Genomic DNA, 3,677 nt, shown 5'->3' with positions numbered 1-3,677 from the left:
GCTGGCTCGGTGATTGCCGATGTCGCCGAGGTCAGTTGCTTCGAGGGCGGCTGCGGCTACTTCGCCGCCTTCATCGGCTTGGCCGGGCTGGTGGTCGGCGCCATTGCCGGCGGCATCCTTGCCGTCTGGCTCGTTCACCGCCGCGGGCGCAGGCCAGTCGCATAGGGTTCAGAAAGCGCGAACCTTCAAATTCGCGTATCGCGATTGCGGACAAACCGCACGCATTCTATTTCTGGTTCGGGACATGTGCCGGAGGCTCCTGGTCAGCTCCAGGATGAACCGGGGGAGAGCCTTGATGTTTCGCTTCGTCTTTCGTCTTGCGGCCATGGTCGCGCTGTCGGTTTCCGTCATCATGGCGGTGCTCGACACGACGCGCACGGTGGCGGCTTCGGCCCTCGTGCTGACCCCGCTCAACGCCAGCTGGCTGGCTGTCTCGCCGGACACGCGGGCGGCCTTCGAAACCTATGTCCGCGCCAAGGCCAGTCCGCTGCTGTGGGATGGCGCCGTCGCCTGGGTGCTCAACCAGCCGGGCTTTGCCGTCTTCGCGGTGCTGGCCTTCCTGCTTTACGCCATCGGCTACCGGCGGCAACGGCGCACGGGACAGTTCGCCGCGAACTGACCCATCGGCATCGCCCGCGCCATTCCGGCCACCTCCTGACGGCTTCCGCGCAAGGATCGGATCGCGGCGCGGCGTGCCCATGGCATGCTTTTCCAAAAGGTCAAAATTCCGCGTGAATTTTGTTTCGGGCCGTGCCAGATTGCCCGGGAGCGGGAGGGGAATACACTCCTGGCTAACGTCGTTTGCCTGCCGGAGAACCGGGCAGACAGGCGGTGCGTAACGGAAAAAATAACCGACAGGGTGTGGATCACATGAAACGTATCGTTCTCGGCCTCCTGGCCGCAACCGCAATGGTTCTTCCGGCTTTCGCCGCGGATGTCCAGCCGGCCATCCTCTATGATCTGGGCGGCAAGTTCGACAAATCCTTCAACGAGGCGGCCTACCACGGCGCCGAGAAATTCAAGACCGAGACCGGCGTTGCATATGTGGAGTTCGAAGTGTCGAACGCCTCGCAGCGCGAGCAGGCGCTGCGCCGCTTCGCCGAGGACGGCCGTAACCCCATCGTCATGGCCGGCTTTGCCTGGGAGGACGCCCTCAAAGCGGTCGCAAAAGATTATCCCGACCTGAACTTCGCCATCATCGACGATGCCGTCGACCTGCCCAACGTCCGTTCGCTGGTGTTCAAGGAGAATGAAGGCTCCTATCTCGTCGGCATCCTGGCGGGGATGGCCTCGAAGTCCAAGAAGGTCTCCTTCATCGGCGGCATGGACATCCCGCTGATCCGCAAATTCGAATGCGGCTATGTCGGCGGCGCCAAGGCGGCAGGCGCGACCGATGTCATCCAGAACATGACCGGCGACACGCCGGCTGCCTGGAACGACCCGGCCAAGGGCGGCGAGATCGCCAAGACGCAGATCGACCAGGGCTCCGACGTGGTCTACGCCGCGGCCGGCGGCACCGGCGTCGGCGTGCTGCAGGCGGCGGCTGATGCCGGCAAGCTCGGCATCGGCGTCGATTCCAACCAGAACGGCCTGCAGCCCGGCAAGGTGCTGACCTCGATGATGAAGCGTGTGGACGTCGCCGTCTACAATGCCTTCATGGACGGCAAGAACGGCACCTTCAAAGGTGGCGTGCAAAATCTCGGCCTCAAGGAAGGCGGCGTCGACTACGCCATGGACGACAACAACAAGGCGCTGGTCACCGACGAAATGAAGGCGGCGGTCGAAAAGGCCAAGGCCGACATCATCGCCGGCAAGATCCAGGTGCACGACTACACAGCCGACAACGCCTGCCCCTATTGATCGGCGGCACCAAACGGCAATGACTGGAACCGCCGGGCAACGCCCGGCGGTTTTGTGTCGGCCTACAGCTTGCCGGCGAGATAACCCAGCGCGAAGGCCGCGATCAGTGCCATAGCGACCACGTACCCACGCTTGCCGCCCAGCGCGTGCACGCGAACGCCGTACGGCTGTCGGGACAGGCTTCGGATCACTGTCGGCGGTTTGGCATCGTTGCCGCCCAGGCCAACGCTGCGCATTTGCGGCAATTCGGCGAGGCGTTGCGTGACTAGCGCCCAATGATTGGCGCCGGCTGGTTTTTCGGCACGGTCGAAAACATGCATGCGTTCGGCGAGTTGCACCACCGCGTCGCGGAAGGCAGGGTCGATCTCGAGATCGCGCTCGGCCCGCTCGCGCTCGGCATCGTTCATCAGGCCCAGCACATAATCGCCGGCCCTTGCGATGCGGTCGCTTTCACCGGCCATGGCCAGGACCCTCCCCTTCTCCTCACCAGTGTGGCGGTTTGGTCACCGGCACATCCGGTGCCGCCTGCTCTTCAAGGGCCAGGAAGCGGTCGGTCAACGCATCGAGCTTGCGCTGCATGCGTTCGATCACCTTCCACTGCTCGGCAATCTGGCCCGACAGTTCCTCGATGGTCTTCTCCTGCTCGGCGGCGCGGATTTCCAGCGTCGTCAGCCGGTCGGCGGGCATGATCATGCAAAGTCCCCAGTTCGTACCGCGACACCTTGCGCCGCAACGTCAAATCGACCTCGCCATATTAGCGAATGCGAGAGCTTCGGCCACGTTCGAAATTGACAAGCGCGCGCGGATTTGTCGAGAGTGGACGCTGCTCCGGACAATTGGCATGGGCGGAGCGTCATGCTAGGCATTTTGACCAAGCGATAAAAAAATAAGAGTGGGACAGGCTGCATGGCGCAAGCCGCAATCGAACTGACAGGCATCAACAAGAGTTTTGGCGCGGTGCGCGCCAACCGCGACATCAATCTGGAGATCGCGCGCGGCACTATTCACGGCATCGTCGGCGAGAACGGCGCCGGCAAGTCGACGCTGATGTCGATCCTCTACGGTTTCTACCAGGCCGACAGCGGCGAGATCCGTGTCGGCGGCAAGCCGGCGTCGATCAAGACCCCCAACGACGCGATCGCGCTCGGCATCGGCATGGTGCACCAGCATTTCATGCTGGTCGACAATTTCTCGGTGCTGGAGAACATCATCCTCGGCGCCGAAACCGATGCGCTTCTGAAGAGCAGCATCGCCAAGGCGCGCTCCGAGCTTGACCGGCTGGAACGCGAATACGGGCTGGAAGTCGATCCCGATGCGATCATCGAGGAACTGCCGGTCGGCCTGCAGCAGCGCGTCGAAATCCTGAAGGCGCTTTATCGCGGCGCCGAAATCCTGATCCTCGACGAGCCGACGGGCGTCTTGACCCCGGCCGAGGCCGACCACCTGTTCCGCATCCTCAGACAGTTGAAGGAACAGGGAAAGACGGTGGTATTGATCACCCACAAGCTGCGCGAGATCATGGCCATCACCGACACCGTGTCGGTCATGCGTCAGGGCACGATGGTGGCGACCCGGGAGACCAGGAAAACCACCGTCGAGGAGCTGGCCGAGCTGATGGTCGGGCGGCGCGTCTTGCTCCGGGTCGAAAAGGGCGACGCCGAGGCCGGTGCCCTCAAGCTCGCGGTCAAGAACCTGACGGTCAGGGATTCCCGCGGCGTCACCATGGTCGACGACGTCTCCTTCGACTTGCGCGCCGGCGAGATCGTCGGCATCGCCGGCGCGCAAGTCGAAGGAGACGTCGTCGACCATGGTGACGC

Annotated in this window: 5 protein-coding genes; 3 read left to right on the top strand and 2 right to left on the bottom strand. The window is 63.4% G+C overall.

Features of this window, described 5'->3' with window-relative positions; genetic code table 11:
- The first annotated feature begins 295 nt into the window (after positions 1-295).
- Together EOA36_RS30635 and EOA36_RS30630 are read left to right on the top strand one after the other, a co-directional pair.
- Complete coding sequence (locus EOA36_RS30635) at positions 296-619, top strand: hypothetical protein (protein WP_127280665.1); 324 nt, start codon at positions 296-298, stop codon at positions 617-619.
- 251 nt (positions 620-870) lie between these two features.
- Positions 871-1,860 carry a BMP family ABC transporter substrate-binding protein gene (locus tag EOA36_RS30630; protein ID WP_127280664.1) on the top strand — a complete coding sequence of 330 codons (990 nt, stop codon included), beginning with the start codon at positions 871-873 and terminating at the stop codon, positions 1,858-1,860.
- Between the two features lie 62 nt (positions 1,861-1,922).
- Here the strand turns inward: EOA36_RS30630 and EOA36_RS30625 are convergent, their stop codons facing one another.
- Entirely contained in the window at positions 1,923-2,321 is a 399-nt protein-coding gene (locus EOA36_RS30625) for a hypothetical protein (RefSeq protein WP_127280663.1), read from the bottom strand.
- A 22-nt stretch (positions 2,322-2,343) separates the two neighbouring features.
- A complete protein-coding gene (locus EOA36_RS30620; protein WP_123151274.1) occupies positions 2,344-2,550 on the bottom strand; it encodes a SlyX family protein in 207 nt (68 codons plus the stop codon).
- Between the two features lie 216 nt (positions 2,551-2,766).
- On the opposite strand from EOA36_RS30620, the gene EOA36_RS30615 reads away from it, so the two are divergent.
- A partial coding sequence (locus tag EOA36_RS30615; protein WP_127280662.1) for an ATP-binding cassette domain-containing protein occupies positions 2,767-3,677 on the top strand: 911 nt, incomplete at its 3' end.

It is taken from the genome of Mesorhizobium sp. M8A.F.Ca.ET.021.01.1.1, from assembly GCF_003998025.1.
Taxonomy (GTDB): domain Bacteria; phylum Pseudomonadota; class Alphaproteobacteria; order Rhizobiales; family Rhizobiaceae; genus Mesorhizobium.
Note: the sequence above shows the minus strand (reverse complement) of the source record. Positions and strands in the feature narration are given on the sequence as shown.

What these genes read in the sequence shown, in the direction of transcription:
- EOA36_RS30625 (WP_127280663.1), bottom strand. Translation starts at nt 2,321, where the DNA reads ATGGCCGGTGAAAGCGACCGCATCGCAAGGGCCGGCGATTATGTGCTG.
- EOA36_RS30635 (WP_127280665.1), top strand. Translation starts at nt 296, where the DNA reads ATGTTTCGCTTCGTCTTTCGTCTTGCGGCCATGGTCGCGCTGTCGGTT.
- EOA36_RS30630 (WP_127280664.1), top strand. Translation starts at nt 871, where the DNA reads ATGAAACGTATCGTTCTCGGCCTCCTGGCCGCAACCGCAATGGTTCTT.